General features: G+C 68.4%; 10 protein-coding genes and 1 CRISPR repeat array. Of the genes, 5 read left to right on the forward strand and 5 right to left on the reverse strand.

Going from position 1 to position 15,441, the window contains the following annotated elements:
• The first annotated feature begins 14 nt into the window (after positions 1-14).
• From cas4 to cas2, 3 genes are read left to right on the forward strand one after another with little or no spacing between them, the layout of a single operon-like run.
• Entirely contained in the window at positions 15-647 is a 633-nt protein-coding gene (gene cas4, locus SLW52_RS10860; RefSeq protein WP_152238770.1) for a CRISPR-associated protein Cas4, read from the forward strand.
• Positions 648-649: 2 nt separating this feature from the next.
• A complete protein-coding gene (gene cas1c, locus SLW52_RS10865; RefSeq protein WP_150410255.1) occupies positions 650-1,684 on the forward strand; it encodes a type I-C CRISPR-associated endonuclease Cas1c in 1,035 nt (344 codons plus the stop codon).
• A gap of 16 nt (positions 1,685-1,700) precedes the next feature.
• Complete coding sequence (cas2, locus tag SLW52_RS10870; RefSeq protein ID WP_017907380.1) at positions 1,701-1,991, forward strand: CRISPR-associated endonuclease Cas2; 291 nt, start codon at positions 1,701-1,703, stop codon at positions 1,989-1,991.
• 187 nt (positions 1,992-2,178) lie between these two features.
• Positions 2,179-4,353: direct repeats of the CRISPR family, unit length 31 nt; unit sequence GTCGCACCCTCACGGGTGCGTGGATTGAAAC.
• Between the two features lie 85 nt (positions 4,354-4,438).
• On the opposite strand, the gene SLW52_RS10875 is transcribed toward cas2, so the two are convergent.
• From SLW52_RS10875 to SLW52_RS10895, 5 genes are all read right to left on the reverse strand, one after another.
• Positions 4,439-5,071, reverse strand: coding sequence for a hypothetical protein (locus SLW52_RS10875; RefSeq protein WP_226977769.1), 633 nt, complete (start codon positions 5,069-5,071; stop codon positions 4,439-4,441).
• A 76-nt stretch (positions 5,072-5,147) separates the two neighbouring features.
• A complete protein-coding gene (locus SLW52_RS10880; RefSeq protein ID WP_320740165.1) occupies positions 5,148-6,503 on the reverse strand; it encodes a Gfo/Idh/MocA family oxidoreductase in 1,356 nt (451 codons plus the stop codon).
• Between the two features lie 64 nt (positions 6,504-6,567).
• The gene (locus tag SLW52_RS10885) at positions 6,568-9,540 is read right to left on the reverse strand and encodes a TonB-dependent receptor (protein ID WP_320740164.1); all 2,973 of its coding nucleotides are present in this window, start codon (positions 9,538-9,540) and stop codon (positions 6,568-6,570) included.
• Between the two features lie 119 nt (positions 9,541-9,659).
• Positions 9,660-13,022 carry a TIM-barrel domain-containing protein gene (locus SLW52_RS10890; protein ID WP_320740163.1) on the reverse strand — a complete coding sequence of 1,121 codons (3,363 nt, stop codon included), beginning with the start codon at positions 13,020-13,022 and terminating at the stop codon, positions 9,660-9,662.
• 73 nt (positions 13,023-13,095) lie between these two features.
• The gene (locus SLW52_RS10895) at positions 13,096-13,347 is read right to left on the reverse strand and encodes a hypothetical protein (RefSeq protein WP_320740161.1); all 252 of its coding nucleotides are present in this window, start codon (positions 13,345-13,347) and stop codon (positions 13,096-13,098) included.
• Between SLW52_RS10895 and SLW52_RS10900 the strand changes: the two genes are divergently transcribed.
• Both SLW52_RS10900 and SLW52_RS10905 read left to right on the forward strand, forming a co-directional pair.
• Complete coding sequence (locus SLW52_RS10900) at positions 13,346-14,500, forward strand: SIS domain-containing protein (protein ID WP_295920211.1); 1,155 nt, start codon at positions 13,346-13,348, stop codon at positions 14,498-14,500. The two genes, SLW52_RS10895 and SLW52_RS10900, sit on opposite strands and share 2 nt — an antisense overlap.
• Positions 14,493-15,431 carry an ROK family protein gene (locus tag SLW52_RS10905; RefSeq protein WP_295920209.1) on the forward strand — a complete coding sequence of 313 codons (939 nt, stop codon included), beginning with the start codon at positions 14,493-14,495 and terminating at the stop codon, positions 15,429-15,431. Before SLW52_RS10900 ends, SLW52_RS10905 begins: the two co-directional genes overlap by 8 nt.
• The last annotated feature ends 10 nt before the right edge of the window (positions 15,432-15,441 follow it).

The following is a 15,441-nucleotide window of genomic DNA, read 5'->3' on the forward strand; positions in this document are numbered from 1 at the left end:
AACGGGAGCGGGACATGGACGATGCCGACCTGATCCCGCTCTCCGCCCTGCAGCACTACCTGTACTGCCCGCGGCAGTGCGCGCTCATCCATGTGGAGCAGCAATGGGCTGAGAACCGGCAGACGGCCGAGGGACGCCTGCTGCACCAGCGCGCCGACGCGCCGCAGGCCGAACGCCGGCGCGGCGTGCGCACCGTGACCGCGATGCCGCTGCTGGCGCTGGAGCTGGGCATCACCGGCAAGGCCGACGTGGTGGAGTTCCATCCCAACGGCGACGCCGACGTCGCCTTCCCCGTCGAGTACAAGCGCGGGCGCCCCAAGGCGCATCGCGCCGACGAAGTGCAACTGTGCGCGCAGGCGCTGTGCCTGGAGCACATGCTGGGACGCGCGGTGCCGGCCGGTGCACTGTTCTACGGGCAGACGCGCCGGCGCAAGGAAGTGGCCTTCGACGCGGCGTTACGCGACCTCACGCTGCGCACCATCGCCGCGACCCGCGCGATGCTGCTAGCCGGCTTGACCCCGTCCGCACGCTACGACGCCAAGCGCTGCGATGCCTGCTCCCTGATCGACCTGTGCCAGCCGCGCCTGCTCGACCGCGGCAGCGTCGCGCACTGGGTGCACGACCAACTCGATGCCGAGGAGGACTGACCATGCGCCGCCAACTCAATACGCTGTACGCCACCACCGACGGCGCCTGGCTGCGCAAGGATGGCGCCAACGTGGTCCTGGAGGTCGAGCGGCAGGAGCGCGCCCGCCTGCCCGTGCACATGCTGGAGAGCCTGGTCTGCATCGGTCGCGTCGCCGTCTCCCCGCAGTTGCTGGGCTTCTGCGCCGAACAGGGCATCAGCATCTGCTACCTGACGCCGCAGGGCCGTTTCCTGGCGCGGGTCGAAGGGCCGGTCTCCGGCAACGTGCTGCTGCGTCGCGCGCAGTACCGGCGCAGCGACGACCCCGCCGGCTGCGCCGCCATCGTCCGTCACCTGCTGGCAGGCAAGATCCACAACCAGCGCGCCGTCCTGGCGCGCGGCTGGCGCGACCACGGCGACCGGCTGACCGACACCGCGGCATTCCAGCATGCGTTGAAGCGGCTCAAGCGCATTCCGCAACGCGTGCTCGTCGAAACCGACGTGGACGTCCTGCGCGGCCTGGAGGGTGAAGCGGCGCAAGCGTACTTCGGCGTGTTCGGCCAACTCGTGCGCGCCGAACACCCGTTGCTGCGCTTCGGCGGCCGCAACCGGCGTCCGCCACGCGACGCCTTCAACGCCCTGCTCTCGTTCCTCTACACACTGCTCACCCACGATTGCCGCTCGGCCCTGGAAACCGTGGGCCTGGACCCGGCGGTGGGCTTCCTGCACCGGGACCGCCCCGGACGTCCCAGCCTGGCACTGGACCTGGCCGAGGAGTTCCGCCCGCTCCTGGGCGAACGCCTGGCGCTGTCGCTGATCAACCGCCGGCAGCTGCATGCACGCGACTTCCAGGTGTTCGACAACGGCGCGGTTCTGCTGAAGGACGATGCCCGCAAGACCGTGCTGGTAGCCTATCAGGAACGCAAGCGCGAACAACTGCACCACGCCTTCCTCGGCGAGAAGGTGGAGATCGGCCTGCTGCCCTTCGTGCAGGCGCAGTTGCTGGCCCGGCACTTGCGGGGCGACCTGGACGGCTACCCCGCCTTCTTCTGGAAATGACAGGGACACGCGGCGCATGATGGTCTTGGTCAGCTACGATGTCAGCACCAGCTCCCCTGGCGGCGAGAAGCGCCTGCGCAAGGTCGCCAAGGCCTGCAGAGACCGTGGGCAGCGTGTCCAGTTCTCGGTCTTCGAGATCGAAGTCGACCCCGCGCAATGGGCCGAACTTCGGCAGCGCCTGTGCGACCTGATCGATCCCGGCATCGACAGCCTGCGCTTCTACCATCTTGGCGCCAAGTGGGAAGCCCGCGTCGAACACGTCGGCGCCAAACCCAGCCTGGACCTCAAGGGGCCGCTGATCTTCTGACGCGAACCGCAAGCGACCGGCACATCCCGGGGAGGTTCGCGCATTTCGCAAGCCATTGATGCAGAAGGAAAGCGCTCGCCATCCGCGCTGGACACCGACATCGACACGGTCGCGCGGCACCTCCCCGGCGCCGGTTCGCGCGAATGCCGCTTTTCCTCCAACGCGTCTCTGCACTTATGCTGGGGCAGTCGCACCCTCACGGGTGCGTGGATTGAAACTGCTTGTGTCCGGCGTCGCTGCTGGCGTCGTCTGTCGCACCCTCACGGGTGCGTGGATTGAAACAGATCGCCGCCGTCTTTGCCGAGTACGAGCGCCGGGTCGCACCCTCACGGGTGCGTGGATTGAAACAACTGGAAGTTGCCCCTTGGCGTGCCGTCGGAGACGTCGCACCCTCACGGGTGCGTGGATTGAAACCCAATAGGGGAGGGGGCTGCAGGATCCTGGCCGGGTCGCACCCTCACGGGTGCGTGGATTGAAACCGAAAATCATGGGCGAGGTCGCGCTCGCCTTAGGTCGCACCCTCACGGGTGCGTGGATTGAAACATCATCGGGACTGAAATGGTGGGCGTAACGCAGGTCGCACCCTCACGGGTGCGTGGATTGAAACCCGATTACGCATGCGCCGAACTCCATTCGGCGGGCGTCGCACCCTCACGGGTGCGTGGATTGAAACGCTCGGATGTGGCCGGAAGGTGCGGGTCGGCATCGGTCGCACCCTCACGGGTGCGTGGATTGAAACCAGCGCAAGTTCCAGTTCCTAGCGCCGACTGTCGTCGCACCCTCACGGGTGCGTGGATTGAAACAGGCGCGACAGGGCGCAAGCCTCTGGCCCATTGAGTCGCACCCTCACGGGTGCGTGGATTGAAACTGCAGACTCTGGGTGGGAACCTCACGGCTGGTGGCGTCGCACCCTCACGGGTGCGTGGATTGAAACTATACATTGAGAGCGATTGCGGAGCGGATCAGCGTGTCGCACCCTCACGGGTGCGTGGATTGAAACTTGGCGATCGCCGCCATGGCGACGGTGACGGCCTGGGGTCGCACCCTCACGGGTGCGTGGATTGAAACGCGGCGTAACCGCCATGGCCGACTCTCCTGCCAAGTCGCACCCTCACGGGTGCGTGGATTGAAACTCCTGATGCACTGCGAAGTCCACGGCTGCGTTGACGTCGCACCCTCACGGGTGCGTGGATTGAAACTGATGACCGCCGACACATTGACCTTCAGCCGCGGTCGCACCCTCACGGGTGCGTGGATTGAAACAGATCCACAGTGACCTGGCTGAACCCGAGGTCGCGTCGCACCCTCACGGGTGCGTGGATTGAAACGGCAACAACCTCTACAACTTCGCAGGGCGCACCTATGTCGCACCCTCACGGGTGCGTGGATTGAAACCTGTAAAAAACATGAATAGCTTTACAGATGCTACGTCGCACCCTCACGGGTGCGTGGATTGAAACTTTCGCCGATCATCCTGTTCGGCTACTGGCTTGTGTCGCACCCTCACGGGTGCGTGGATTGAAACCCATAAGGGCCGCGTCAGTCTGCTTGCGGTCTGCGTCGCACCCTCACGGGTGCGTGGATTGAAACAAGTGCCGTGACGCGCGCAGCCAGGTCGTCTAGCGTCGCACCCTCACGGGTGCGTGGATTGAAACTGACCATCACGAGGGCAGCATGATTAACCAGCAGGTCGCACCCTCACGGGTGCGTGGATTGAAACAACGGCCGACAGACCGCCACGTTTGTGCATGACCTGTCGCACCCTCACGGGTGCGTGGATTGAAACATGGACTTCGACACCGGCGGCTACACCGGCCCCGGTCGCACCCTCACGGGTGCGTGGATTGAAACAACTCGCATTCCGTGTCCCAGCGCGAAAGCCTGGAGTCGCACCCTCACGGGTGCGTGGATTGAAACTCGTACACGTTGAGTTGCTTGTGGCCCTTGCGGCCGTCGCACCCTCACGGGTGCGTGGATTGAAACGTCGATCGAGGGCGTCAGTTCGTCGGCCCCCTGAGTCGCACCCTCACGGGTGCGTGGGTTGAAACTGCGCGCCGGCGAAGCTCAATGAGGATCGTGGCAGTCGCACCCTCACGGGTGCGTGGATACTCGTGCCAGATGGCATAGACGTCTCGGTGCCACCCGTCGCACCCTCACGGATGCGTGGATTGAAACTCCATCGCCTTGATCAGCTCGGCGCCCTCACCGGTCGCACCCTCACGAGTGCGTGGGTTGAAACGAAGGAACACTTGCGTTCATGGCGGGCTATGGCATGTCGCACCCTCGCGGGTGCGTGGATTGAAGTGCTGATGGACATGCCGGCTGGCAACAGTCACACCCTCACGGGTGCGCGGATTGAATCCTCTCCCTGCCAGCTTTGAATCCGCACTCCGAGCCGGAAGCTCGACTCCCTGCTTTGCGTCATCCCCCGGATAGGGTGCCAGACCTCAGACGTACCCGAGCCCGCGCCAGTAGTCCAGCGGACGCCTGGCGGGCACGCCCAACGACGCCGCAATCTCGAGAATGCGCGGCACGTCGCGCCGGTAGACCACAAACAGGTGATTGTCTTCGGTGGTCATATCGTCGATTTCCACCACGTCGTAGCCGTCGCCTTCGTCCGTCCACTCGGCAAGGTGGCGGTCCAGCCAGGTGTAGTACTCGGTCTGCGTCCCCACGTTCTTGGGAAAGGCAGGGAATGCGTCGCCCATCATCTGGCAGAGCTCGTGGTGGACATCGATCATCTTGTCGCCGTTGGCGGAGTAACGCTCCATCGCCGCGGTGATCGCGACTGCATACGCCTGTTCCTCGCACTCGGTCCACTCCAGCTCCGGCAGGAAGGCTTCGATGTCCCGAACGATCTCGCTTCGTTCGTCGGGTTCGGTGCTGCCGGAAGAAAGAAGCTCGACGAGTTCCAAGAGGGGTGCGTTCATTGCGCTCACTGACGGCTGAAGGATGATCGACGCCCAGCCCAGGCCGGCCATCCACCCAAGGCGAATCGGCCCGACCGCAACACTGGACACGCAGAAAAAAGCGCGCCGGAGCGCACCACGCGCGGCACTATAGCCGCTGGTGTTTGACATGCAAGTGTCCGTGGAGCGAAACACCCGGCCGCCACCCGGCACGGATGCAAGGCGTGGAGTACCGGGGCGACCGCGCTCAGTACGTGCCGTCGAACGCAAAGATCGGCGCGCGCTGGCGCCACGCGCCCGCGGTGAAATCCGGGAATGCGACGGTCTGGAAGCCGCTGGCGATCGACTGTTCGGAGAGCGGGGTGATCGCGCTCCACGTCACGGCGTCGTAGATGTCGATCGGCATCGGTGCCCTCGCCTTCAATGCTTCGACGAAGGCATGGATGACGAACCAGTCCATGCCGCCGTGGCCGGCGCCGGCCGCGGTGGCGGCGTAGCGCGTCCACAGCGGGTGTTCGTATTGGTCCTGGTAGGGCTTGAACGCTTCCCATTGGTGCGGCGGGCTGCGGCCTTCGAGGTGGATCGACTGGTTGAGATCCATCCAGATGCCCTTGGTGCCCTGCACGCGGAAGCCCATCGAGTAGGGACGCGGCAGCGAGGTGTCGTGCTGCAGCAGGATGGTCTCGCCATTGGCGCAGGCCAGGGTGGTGGTGACGACGTCGCCCAGCTTGAACGCCACCTTGGTGCTGGGATGGGTGTTGCCGCCACTCTTGGCCACGGTGTAGTCGTGCAGGCCGCGGGCCTTGCTGGCGAAGGCGTTGAGATGGGTGATGCGGTTGCCGCGGTTGATGCCGGCGTACATCGCGCACGGGCCGATGCCGTGGCTGGGATACAGCTCGCCGTTGCGCTGCACCGAGTGCGCGGTGCGCCAGCGCGCTTCGCTCCAGCCCTTGGCACCGAACTCCACGCCGCTGTCGTAGGGCTGGTCCGGGTCGCCGGAGTTGAACTTCACCCCGCGCAGATCGTGCTGGTAGCCGGCTTGCAGATGTACCAGTTCGCCGAACAGGCCCTGCCGCACCATCTGCAGCGCGGCCATCACGTCGCGGCGGTAGCAGACGTTCTCCAGCAGCATGTACGGGGTGCCGGTGGCGAGTTGGGCGTTGAGCACGTCCCAGTGGTCCTGCAGGGTGATGCCGGCCACCACTTCGCAGCCGACCGCCACGCCGGCTTGCATCGCCGCGATCGCCATCGGCGCATGCCATTCCCAGGGCGTGGCCACGATCACACCATCCAGGCCCTTGTGCGCGAGCACGCGCTTCCAGGCGCTGGAGTCGCGGTCCTGACCGTAGGCGGTGGGTGCGGGCTTGCCGGCCTTGGCGACCATGGACATGGCGCGGCCGAGCATGATCGGCTCGCTATCGCACAGGGCGACCAGGTCCACGTCGTCGCGGCGCAGCAGTTCGGTCAGCAGCACCTGGCCGCGCATGCCGGTGCCGATCATGGCCAGGCGCAGGGTGCGCTTGCGCGCCCAGGCCGGTGTCTGCGGCAGCAGGCTGCCGGCGGCGATGGCGGCACCGGCGGCGATGAAGTCGCGTCGTTTCATGATGTGCGGTCTCCTCTTGGATGCGCGCCGGCGTCGGCCGGCACGCATGCTGCTGCGGGTGCGCTCACTTGAAGCGGTAGCCGATGGTCACGCTGTAGCCGCGGCCGAAGATGGTGGCGTAGTCGCTGGAATCGCCCAGGAAGCTGTTCGGATCGTAGAACGGCAGGCGGTCGAACAGGTTCTTGACGGTGAAGCTCAGGTTCCAGGCGTCGTCCGGGCGCCAGGTGACGCTGAGGTTGGCGGTCCACCACGACGGCGCGCCATCGCACTTGCTCGGCTGCAGCTTGAGGTAGCCGGCGGTGCAGGTCTGCGGGTTGTTGTCCTCGGCGTCGATCCGGTCGGTGGCCCACTTGGTGCCGCCGACGTAGTTGACGAACATGCTGGTGGTGACCTGGCGGTAGGTCCAGTCGGCGTTGAGCGTGGCGCGCAGGCGCGGGTTGTTGTAGTAGCCGACCACGTCGCCGTAGTACCAACCGCTGTCCTGGTCCATGTAGAAGCGGTTGCGGTTGGCGATGGTGGCGGCCAGGCCGATGTTCAGCCCGTCCCACTGGCCGAGCGAGAAGCGGCTGCGCGCGTCGATGTCGAAGCCGTCGACCAGGGTCTTGCCGCGGTTGCGGTACTGGCCGACCACACTGGCGACATTGCCCACGCTGTAGCCCGGCAGCGTGCCCGGGCAGGCCACGCCACTGGCCGGATCGGCGCACATCGCCGCCAGCTGGGCGAGGTTGGCGCGGTCGCTGTCGGTGATCGGCGAGCGGGTCATGGCGGTGATGTCGCCGGCGCGGCGGTAGTCCGGGGCGACGATCTCGTTGTCGCGGTAGATGAACCAGTAGTCGGCCGAGACCGACAGCCAGTTGGCCGGCTCGTAGACGAAACCGAGCGTGGCGATCTTGGCCTTCTCCGGCTTCAGGTCCGGGTTCGGCTGGGTCATGCGCGCCACGGTGCGGCTGCAGTCGGCATTGAGCAGACTCTTGGCCAGATCCACGTCGCCGCTGCGGCGCGACTGCAGCAGCAGGTTGGCGATGGCGTTGGTCTCGCCGCAGCGCACCTCGTCGCGATAGCCGCCCAGCTGCGCATAGACGCCGCCGCTGCCGGACTCGGCGAGGCTGGGCGCACGGAAGCCGGTGGAATAGGTGCCGCGCAGCAGCAGTTGCTCGAAGGCCTGGTACTTGAAGCCGACCTTGGGCGCGAGGTTGGTACTGAAGTTCGGGTACTTGTCGGCGCGCAACGCGGCGTCGAGTTCCAGCTTGTCGGTGATCGGCGCGACGGTCTCGGCGAACAACGCATAGGTGTTGCGCTTGCCATCGAACCAGGAGCCGCCCTGCTGGGTGATCAGGCCGTTGGCCGCGTCCGGGTTGCCGGGGGTGTAAAACGTCTCGCGGCTGGCGTTGAAGCCGAACGCGGCGCGCATCTCGCCGGCCGGCAGTTGGAACAGCGGGCCTTCGATCTTGCCGTCGAGGGTGTGCAGGCGCGTCCACGATTCGATGTCGAAGGTGGGGAATGCTTGGCGGATCAGCGCGGCGTTGGCGGCGCTGATCTCGCCGAACCTGTACGCCGGGTGGTCGGAGATGATCACCCGGCCGGTGCCCGGGTCGATGGTGAACGGGCCGAACGCCTTCTCGAAGCCTTTCACGTTGACGTTGACGGTCTGGTAGGTGACCGAGTGGGTGCCGGCGGTGGCGAAGGCGGTTTCCCAGTTCCAGTCGCCGAAGCTGCCGCGCGCGCCGCCGAGCACGCGGTAGCTCTTGTCGGTGTTGCGCTGGCCGAAGTAGTCGGGGCCGGCGTCCTGCAGCAGGTACTGCAGGCCGACCACCCCGCCCATCATCGCCTTCAACTGCGGGCTGGCATGGTTGTACTCGTTGTTGGGCCCGAGGAACGGATACAGGAACCGGTTGACGGTGTTGCCGGTGTTGCGCGAGAACCAGCTGGTGGGGTTGCCGGTGGTGGTGTTGAACGCGCGTGGGGTGCCGCCGTTGGCGCGCAGGTCGATGTCGGTGTAGGTGGCCTCGGCGAACAGTTCGGTGCTGGCGCCGACCAGGAAGGTGCCGTTGAGGTAGGCGGTGTTGCGTTCGGACTTGGCGCCGGCGTCGATCTCGTTGTTCAACCAGGTTTCCCACACGCAGCGCGGGCCGGCGGCCTCGCTGGTCAGCACGTTCTGGCAGCCCGGTGCGGCTTCCTGCACGCGGCGCCCGGTGACCGGGTCGAAGGCGAAGTAGCTGCCCGGGTTGAACTGGCCCGGCTTGCTGCCCACGCCCAGGCGCAGGTTGGTCAGGTAGTTGGGATTGTTGACGTAGTACTGCGCCGGGCGCTTGTCGTAGAAGTCGCGCAGCGGGATCGCGTCGCGCCGGTACACGTTGACCGCGCCGTAGACGTTGAAGCGGTTCTCGGTGAGGTCGCCGAAGCCGGCGGTGATGCTGGCCTGGTGTTCGCCGTAGGACTCGATGCGGGTGGAGGTGTCGTTGCTGAAATTGATCTCCGCGCCCTGGAAGTTGCGCTTGGTGATCACGTTGATGACGCCGGCCACCGCGTCGGTGCCGTACACCGCCGAGGCGCCGTCGGTCAGCACTTCCATGCGCTCGATCGCCGCGGCCGGGATCGCATCGATGTTGACGAACTGGGTCTGGAAGCCGGCCGGCGCGCCGTAGTACGACAGGCGGCGGCCGTTCAACAGCACCAGCGTGCCCTGCGCGCCGAGGCCGCGCAGATTGGCCTGCGAGGCGCCATCGGAGCCGGTGAACAGCGAGCGCGCGTCCTGTTGCGCCGGGCGTGCCGCGGGCAGGTTGTCGAGCACCTGCAGCAGGGTGCGCGCGCCCATCGCCTGGATGTCCTGCTTGCTGATCACCTGCACCGGCGAGGCGGTCTCCACGTCGGTGCGGCGGATGTTGGAGCCGGTGACTTCGACCCGGGCCAGGTCGGTGGCGGCCTGACTGTCCTGTGCGGCGGCTGGCTGCAGGGCGGCGAGCAGGACACCGGCGATGGCCAGGGTCAACGGAGCGAGCGGGCGACAGCGGGGATGGCGGTGACGGGCGGGCAACATCGGGGTTCTCTCCTGGCAGGGTGCGGCGCGAACGCGGAATCGGCGGGCAAAGCGCTCCCGGGCCACGGCCGGGCGGCCGCAGTCGGGAAAGGCGGGGGAGGAGCGGTGTTACGGGGCGGTCATGGGGCGACGAAGCTGGCGGTGTCGCCCTCCTGACCGATCAGCACGGCGTTGGCCCAATTGGCGCAGACCTGGGCAGGCTCCGGCCCCTGCGCGCCGAGCGTGCGCAGGCTCAGCGTGGACAGGCCGCGGATGTCCAGTTCCGGCTTGACCACGCCCGGCGCGCTGACCAGACCGCTGTCGTAGAGCAGGCGGCCATCGCCCCAGACCTGGAACTGCAGGCCGCCGGCGCTGCGGCAGGCGTCGTCGATGCCCAGGTCGGCGCGCAGCAGGCGCCAGTCGCCGTGCAGGCGCAGGTCGAGGCGGCTGTCGGCGCCCACGCCCAGGCCGCGGCGGAACTGCAGCCCGTTCATGCGCATGCCGGCATCGCCGCGCAAGGCCTGGTCGGCGCGCACGCGACCGGCCAGCGCCGCCGGCAACGCCAGTTCGGACAAGTAACGCTGCTGCGCCGGCCGCTCCGGCGCCGGGTGCTCGAGGATGTGGAAGGTGGACAGCGCGATCGGGCCGACGTCGCGCGGCTGCAGCGCGTCGAAGGCGCGCGGGCGGCGCTGCGCGGCGACGACCATCGGATCGTTGCTGTCGGCGCCGTCGCCCTCGGGGTTCTGCACGCTCAGCACGCGGAAGCGCAGCAGGCGGCCGGCATGCGCGGGGAAGTCGATGCGCTGCATGCCTTCCTGCAGGCGCAGATGGCCGCGCGCCACCGGCTCGCCCCATTCGCCATTGCTGTCGCCCAGGTAGACCTCGTAGTCGCGCACCTGGCCGTGCTTCCAGTTCTTGTCGTTGCGCGGCGCCAGCTCGATGCCGTCGATCATCTTGCGCTCGCCAAAACCGATCACCCATTCGTGCGCGCCGGTGCGCACGGCCTGGTTGCGCACGCTGCGGAACCAGGTGCCCGGGTCGTCGTCGAAGGCGTTCTCCAGCGGATGGCCGGGCTCCTCGGCCGGGCGGTTGACCACCAGCAGGCTGTCGGCGGGCAGCGCGCGGCCCAGCTCCGGCGCCGGCGGATAGGCGTCGTCGGCCGCAGCGGCGGCGACCGGGAAGTCCAACCGCAGCTGCAGGGGCTGGCGGATGTCCTGCACGGCGGTGCGCACGTGCACGGTGCCGCGGCGCTCCGTGGCGTCGAAGTACCAGCCTTCGCTGGCCTGGGCGAAGGCCGCGGCGTCGGCGAGCGCGGGCAGCGCGCGTTCGCCGACCTGCACCGACCGCGGCGCCTGCCGCGCGAGCACGCGCAAGGCATAGCGGCGCTGCGACAGCTGTCCGGCGTAACGGCCTTGCACCGGATCGATCCATACCTGCACCGGGCCGCTGCCCTGCGCCGGCGCCTGCATGCGCACCACCTGCGTGCTGGACTCGCCCTGCTGGTAGCGGCGGGTGTTGCCGTCGTCCTCGTACAGCGTGTACTGCGAGGCCCCCTGCGGATACAGGTCGAAGGTCACCTCGTCCAGCGGCTTCTCGCCGTCGTACAGCATCGCCGGGTACATCGGCAGGATCGCGCCGGCACGCACGAACAGCGGCAGCGTGGCCAGGTCGACCTGGCGATCGAGCTGACGGCCATCGGCGCCGGCCTGCACGCGGCGGCCGTCCCAGTAGTCGATCCAGCCGCCGGCCGGCAGATGGATGTCGCGCCGCCAGCCGCGGCTGGCCGCCTGGCTGCGGTATACCGGCGCCACCAGCAGGTCGCGGCCGAGCAGGAACTGGGTCTTGTAGGTCTCGTCCTGCGCGTGCGGATCGCGTGGGTCCTCCCACATCAATCCGCGCACCGGCGGCGCGCCGGTCTGCGCGGCGTCGTGCACCAGGCCGTACATGTACGGGGTCAGGCGCATTTTCAGCTTCAGGTAATCGCGGTTGATGCTGCGGTACGGCTCGTCGTACCACCACGGATGCTTGCGCGCGTTCGACGACCAGCCGCTCATGCCCATCAGCACCGGGGTGAAGGCCTTCCACTGCAGGTCGCGGGTGAAGGTCTCGGCGCTGCCGCCGAAGATCGCATCCACGTCGCCGGCGGCGTAGGCCATGCCCGACAGGCCGGAGCCGATCAGGGTCGGCACGTGCCAGCGGATGTAGTCCCAACTGCTGCTCTGGTCGCCGGTCCAGGCCACCGCGTAGCGCTGGATGCCGGCCCAGCCCATCACCGTCCACAGGAACGGGCGCGCATCGGAGTTGGCGAGGATGCCGTCGTAGGCCTGGTGGTTGGCGTCCATCGCGAACTGGTAGCCCTTGCCGGTCCAGGCCACGTCCAGCTTCTGCACGCGGCTGCCGGCCTTGCCGACTTCCCAGGCGATCTTGTCCACGCCGTTCTCGGTCCACAGGCCGGTGCGGAAGCCATAGCGGGCCAGGCCCTGCACGGTCTCCGGCAGCCTGGTGTAGCCGCAGCCGTAGCCGTCGTTGGGCAGGATCCAGCCGCCGGGCATGTCGTGCTCGCGGTATTGCCGCGCCACGCTGTCGACCACGTCCGGGGTGGTGCCGGTGGGGCCGTCATGCCAGCCGTCGGGCACGGTGCCGGGCTTCTTGGCGTTGTCGCCGTCGTTGTAGCAATCGGCATCGCCGTAGGACAGCGACCAGCGCGCCAGCATGCTCGGGCGGCCGGTCAGCCGGGTATAGCGCTCGATCAGGGCCGGCAGGTCGGCGCCGACGAAGTAGTAGGCGTCGAAGCGGTCTTCGCGATGCAGCAGCGTGGCCTGGTCGGGCTGGCGCAGGTCATAGCTGCCGTCGCTCCAGGTATTGCGCAGCATGCCCCAACCGCGGCTGCTAAGCAGCATCGGCGCCGGGCTCGGGCGATCGCCCTCCTCCCAGCCGCCGGAATACGACACTTCCAGTTCGCGGCCCTTGAACTCGAAGCGCCCGTTCTGCTGGCCGCCGCCGTAATAGGCTTCGTCGGCCTGCGAGGACAGCACCTGCACGCTCTGCGTGGCGTCCAGGTCCAGCGGCTGCAGTTCCTGCCACAGCGCGATCGCGCGGCCCTGTTCCAGCCGCTCCAGGCGCAGTCGCAGCGGTTGCCGCTGCACGTGCAGCACCAGCGCGTCGGTGCGCACGCGCAGCTCCTGCGCATCGTCTTCCAGCTGCGCCTGCACCGCGGCCTTGGGCTGCGGCAGCACGATCGGCGTGGCCTTGTCGCCAGCGCCGGTGAGCGTGCCGTGGCGCCCGGCCTGCACGCGCACGATGTCGGCCGCCGGCAGTTCGATGCGCAGGCGCACGCCGCGGTCGGTCTGCAGGTCCCAGCCTTGCACGCCGTCGCGGCTGGCGCTGGCGGCGACCGTGCGCAGGTTGCCGACCGGCTCGGCCACGGCGCTGGCCGCCACCAGCAGCAGGGCCGGCAGCGCGATCGCCGGCAACAGCGGCGAGCGACGAACGCGGTTCTCCACACGACCCCCAAACCCGTTTCCCCGGGCGTTTCGAAAGCGTTGCGCCGACTCTAGGCCAGGAATTTGAAAGATGTCAATAAATTGAAAGCAAAAAACAAGATTTATTTTGGCAAAACGAAAGATATTGCCTCGCATGACTTTGCTTTCCGCTCGGCAGAATCGGCTGATCCGGCTTGCGATAGCGGTATCCAATTGCACCTTTCGTTTTAAGGCGGGCGATCCGCAAGCACATTGGGCACAGGTAAATACTTTCTTTTTTCTTTCGATGTTTGACATTTCGAAAGAAAAGCCGGATGGTGCGCTGGCCCAACAGGAACCACCGCATGGACCTCCTTCCGCTTTCCGATGCATCCGCCTGGCAGCGCCTGGGCGGGGCCGATACCGCCCGCGAGATCGCCCAGCAGCCGGCGCTGTGGCGGACCCTGGCGCAGGATCTGGCGCAGGCCAGCGACCGCCTGCAGGCCTTCCTCGGCGACCGCCTCGCCGATCCGAACCAGCGCGTGCTGTTCACCGGCGCCGGCAGTTCCGGCTTCATCGCCGAGATGGTGGCCGACGCGATCAATGCGCAGTGGCCGGCCGAGGTGCGTGCGGTGCACACCACCAGCCTGCTGACCCATCCGGCGCTGTACCTGCAGCGCGCGCGGCCGACCCTGCTGGTGTCGTTCGGGCGCAGCGGCTCCAGCCCGGAAAGCGTGGCCGCGGTGGAGCGCGTGCGCAGCGACGTGGACGACGCGCGCTTCCTCGACATCACCTGCAACGCCGATGGCGAACTGGCCCGCCGCGGCGCCGGCCGCGCCGACACCTGCACCCTGCTGATGCCGCCGGCCAGCTGCGATCGCGCCTTCGCCATGACCAGCAGCCTGACCTGCATGCTGCTGGCGGCGCTGAGCGTGTTCGAGCGTGCGCCATGGGAAACGCGCAGCGCGCGCCTGCAGCGGCTGGCCGAATTGGCCGACCGCGGCCTGGCGCAATGGGATGGCGCGGTGGCGGCGCTGGCGCAGCGCCCGTTCGCGCGGGTGATCTATCTCGGCAGCGGCCCGCTGGAAGCGCTGGCGCGCGAGGCCGCGCTGAAGGTGCTGGAACTCACCGCCGGCCGCGTGCTGGCGCTGGCCAACACGCCGCTGGGCTTCCGCCACGGTCCCAAGTCCACGCTCGACCGCAGCACCCTGGTGGTGATGCTGCGCAGCGTGCAGCCGCTGGCGCGCCGCTACGAGCAGGACCTGCTCGACGAACTGCGTCGCGATGGCGTGGCCGGCCAGGTGCTGGCGATCGGCCCGCATGCGGACATCGGGGCCGGCGACGACCACACGCTCGCCGTCGCCGGCCTGGACGATCCGTGGCTGGCGCCGCTGTGGCTGGGCTTCGCGCAGCTGTTCGCGCTGCAGCGTTCGGCCGCGCTCGGCCTGACCCCGGACAATCCGTTCCCCGACGGCACCGTCAACCGCGTGGTCCAGGGCGTCACCATCCACCATGGCTGAGCACGGCGCGCCCACCTGCTACGGCCTCGACGTCGGCGGCAGCAAGATCGAGCTGGTGGCCTGCGACGCTGCGCTGCAGGTGCTGTGGCGGCGCCGCGTGGCCACGCCGCAGGGCGATTACGCCGGCTTCCTGCAGGCGGTGGTGGCGCTGGTGGCCGCGGCCGATGCCGCGCTCGGCCACCACGACAGCCCGCTCGGCATCGCCCTGCCCGGCGTGCGCGACCGCCGCAGCGGCCGCCAGCTGAGCGCGAACGTGCCGGCGCTGACCGGCCAGTGCGTGGCGCAGGACCTGCAGGCGCGGCTGCCGCGTCCGCTGCGCATCGGCAACGACCTGCAATGCTTCGCGCTGTCCGAGGCGTACGGCGGTGCCGCCGACGGCTACCCCAGCATGTTCGGCGCCATCCTCGGCACGGGCGCCGGTGGCGGCTTCTGCGTGCAGGGCCGCCTGCTCGCCGGCTGCAACGGCATCGCCGGCGAATGGGGCCACTGGAGCGTGCCCGGGCACCTGCTGCAGCGCCACCGCCTGCCGCTGCTGGACTGCGGCTGCGGCCTGCAGGGCTGCGTGGAGCGCTACGTGTCCGGCAGCGGCGTGGCGGCGATCGCGCGCCATCTCGGCAGCGACGCCGCCGACGCCAGCGCGGTGATCGCCCTGGCCGAGGCCGGCGATGCGCGCGCGCAGCAGGCGCTGGACATCCACCGCGACCTGCTCGGCCACAGCCTGGCCGCCGTGGTGCTGGCACTGGACCCGCACGTGATCGTGCTCGGCGGCGGGCTGTCGCAATACCCGCCGCTGTACCGGCAACTGCCCGACGCCATCGCCGCGCACCTGTTCGCCGGCGTGCAGGTGCCGCCGATCGTGCCGCCGCGCTTCGGCGATGCCGGCGGCGCCCGCGGTGCCGCGCTGCTGGCCTGCCATCCCGCCTATTCCTGATCCGCCGGAG

This window comes from Xanthomonas sp. LF02-5, from assembly GCF_034105325.1.
Classification (GTDB): Bacteria; Pseudomonadota; Gammaproteobacteria; order Xanthomonadales; family Xanthomonadaceae; genus Xanthomonas_A; species Xanthomonas_A sontii.

Bases quoted from the DNA above. Each gene is read 5' to 3' on its own strand.
- cas4 (WP_152238770.1), top strand. From the start codon at position 15: ATGGACGATGCCGACCTGATCCCGCTCTCCGCCCTGCAGCACTACCTG.
- cas1c (WP_150410255.1), top strand. From the start codon at position 650: ATGCGCCGCCAACTCAATACGCTGTACGCCACCACCGACGGCGCCTGG.
- cas2 (WP_017907380.1), top strand. From the start codon at position 1,701: ATGATGGTCTTGGTCAGCTACGATGTCAGCACCAGCTCCCCTGGCGGC.
- SLW52_RS10875 (WP_226977769.1), bottom strand. From the start codon at position 5,071: ATGTCAAACACCAGCGGCTATAGTGCCGCGCGTGGTGCGCTCCGGCGC.
- SLW52_RS10880 (WP_320740165.1), bottom strand. From the start codon at position 6,503: ATGAAACGACGCGACTTCATCGCCGCCGGTGCCGCCATCGCCGCCGGC.
- SLW52_RS10885 (WP_320740164.1), bottom strand. From the start codon at position 9,540: ATGTTGCCCGCCCGTCACCGCCATCCCCGCTGTCGCCCGCTCGCTCCG.
- SLW52_RS10900 (WP_295920211.1), top strand. From the start codon at position 13,346: ATGGACCTCCTTCCGCTTTCCGATGCATCCGCCTGGCAGCGCCTGGGC.
- SLW52_RS10895 (WP_320740161.1), bottom strand. From the start codon at position 13,347: ATGCGGTGGTTCCTGTTGGGCCAGCGCACCATCCGGCTTTTCTTTCGA.
- SLW52_RS10905 (WP_295920209.1), top strand. From the start codon at position 14,493: ATGGCTGAGCACGGCGCGCCCACCTGCTACGGCCTCGACGTCGGCGGC.